Origin of the sequence: Paraburkholderia oxyphila NBRC 105797, from assembly GCF_000685075.1 — a bacterium.
Classification (GTDB): domain Bacteria; phylum Pseudomonadota; class Gammaproteobacteria; order Burkholderiales; family Burkholderiaceae; genus Paraburkholderia; species Paraburkholderia oxyphila.
This window is the reverse complement of the sequence record NZ_BAYD01000249.1, coordinates 1-2,160: the sequence shown is the minus strand read 5'-3', so window position 1 is coordinate 2,160 and position 2,160 is coordinate 1. Positions and strand designations below refer to the sequence as shown.

2 protein-coding genes are annotated in these 2,160 nt (G+C 64.5%); both read right to left on the bottom strand.

Annotated features, from left to right (window positions below):
- Positions 1 to 390: FAD-dependent oxidoreductase (locus tag BO1_RS55995; protein WP_043288965.1), on the bottom strand; the 390-nt coding region annotated here is incomplete at its 3' end.
- 37 nt (positions 391 to 427) lie between these two features.
- Complete coding sequence (locus BO1_RS48665; RefSeq protein ID WP_028223756.1) at positions 428 to 1,813, bottom strand: L-serine ammonia-lyase; 1,386 nt, start codon at positions 1,811 to 1,813, stop codon at positions 428 to 430.
- Positions 1,814 to 2,160 lie beyond the last annotated feature (347 nt).

Below are 2,160 nucleotides of genomic sequence, written 5' to 3'. Positions count from 1 at the left end.
GTCGCGCACGTCCTGCAGCGTGTGCGCGAGATTCATCACGCCGCGCTGGCTGAACATCACGTTGTAGTTGAGGTCCTGCGAGAGCCCTTCCCAGAGCTTCATCGCCTTCTCGTAGAGCGCCGCCGACTCGTCCCACAGATAGTTCGAGCGCACGATGGTGGTATTGCGCGCCGTGTTGCCGCCGCCGATCCAGCCCTTCTCCAGAATCGCGACGTTCTTCACGCCGTGCTCCTTCGCGAGGTAGTAGGCGGTGGCGAGACCATGCCCGCCGCCGCCGACGATCACCACGTCGTACTCCTTCTTCGGCTCAGGGCTCCTCCACTGCCGCTCCCAGTTCTCGTGATACGACAACCCGTTGCGGAACAGACTGAATATCGAATAGCGGCTCATCTTGCGGACCCCTTGCTCGTTACCTTGCTCATTTCGATTAGCATTCGATGACGTTCACGGCCAAACCGCCGCGCGACGTCTCCTTGTATTTCGTTTTCATGTCGGCGCCGGTCTCGCGCATCGTCTTGATGACGTTGTCGAGCGTGACGTAGTGCTGACCGTCGCCCTTGAGCGCCATGCGCGAGGCGTTGAGCGCCTTGATCGCACCCATGGCGTTGCGCTCGATGCAGGGAATCTGCACGAGGCCGCCCACCGGATCGCAGGTCATGCCCAGGTTGTGCTCCATGCCGATCTCGGCGGCGTTCTCCACCTGCGAGGGCGTGCCGCCCATCACGGCCGCGAGCGCCGCCGCGGCCATCGAGCAGGCCACGCCCACCTCGCCCTGGCAGCCCACTTCGGCGCCGGAGATGGAGGCGGTTTCCTTGTAGATAATGCCGATGGCGGCGGCCGTGAGCAGGAAGTCGACAATGCCCTTCTCGTTCGCGCCCGGCACGAATTTCACGTAGTAGTGAAGCACGGCGGGAATCACGCCGGCCGCGCCATTGGTAGGTGCCGTGACCACACGGCCGCCGGCGGCGTTTTCCTCGTTCACGGCCATCGCGTAGAGATTGACCCAGTCGAGCATCGAAAGCGGATCGCGCAGCGACTCCTCGGAGCGCGAGCGCAGGTGCACCGAGAGATCGGCGGCGCGGCGCTTGACCGCCATCGGGCCGGGCAGCTCGCCGTGCATCTTGCAGCCGCGCTCGACGCAGGCGGCCATCGCGCGCCAGATGCCAAGCAGTCCTTCGCGTACTTCTTCGGGCGTGCGCGTGGCGCACTCGTTGGCGAAGGTCACTTCCGCGATCGAGAGGCCGCTTTCCTGACACACGCGCAGCAGATCGTCGCCGGTGCGGAACGGATACGGCATTTCGCGGCCGCTGCGCACGCCGTTCACGCGGTCGCCCTCGCGGTTGACGACGAAGCCGCCGCCCACCGAGTAATACTCTTTCTCGACCAGCAGCTGGCCGTTCTCGTCGAAGGCCTGGAAGCGCATGCCGTTGGAGTGCAGCGTATTCGCGCCGCCCATGGTCTTGCGATAGAAGCCGATGCCTTCCTTCTCGTCGAAGCGGATCGACTGCTTGCCGAGCAGCACGAGCGTTTTTTCCGCGCGGATGGCGGCGAGGCGCGGCTCGATGCGGTCGGGGTCGATCGTGTCGGGCAGGTTGCCTTCGAGGCCGAGCAGGACGGCCTTGTCGGTGCCGTGGCCCTTGCCCGTTGCGCCGAGCGAGCCATAGAGCTCGATCTTTACGCGACGCACGAAGGCGAGCAGATTGGCGTCCTCGATATGGGACACGAAGCGGCACGCGGCGACCATCGGGCCGACCGTATGCGAGCTCGATGGACCGATCCCGATCTTGAACAGGTCGAAGACGCTGACGTTCATCTGACTTCCCTCACCTGGGGTTAGGGGTGCAATGGTGTGGAGTTGCACCGTTGACGGTAGACGCTAGTAGAACAAATTGGCGCAGGCGGCTGATAGAACAAAAACGCCATTGGTGTTGGATGGCCCCGCCAGCGGGGCTGCTGGGCGGGTTGGAATTGCGGTTTGGGGATGGTTTGCGGCGTAAAAACGCAAGTGGGTGGGGGCGCTGTGCGGCGCTTTTTTTTGTGCGGTTGCTGCAGTGCAGCGTGGGTGGGGCCTGGTGGCCCCAGCGGGGTTGGCTGCCACGGCAGCGTTGGCCTTAACTTGTTTTCGCGGCGGGCCGCAGGCGTTGCCCCTGTGCGGGGCGG

Coding starts and splice junctions, on each gene's coding strand:
- BO1_RS48665 (WP_028223756.1), bottom strand. CDS start 1,813: ATGAACGTCAGCGTCTTCGACCTGTTCAAGATCGGGATCGGTCCATCG.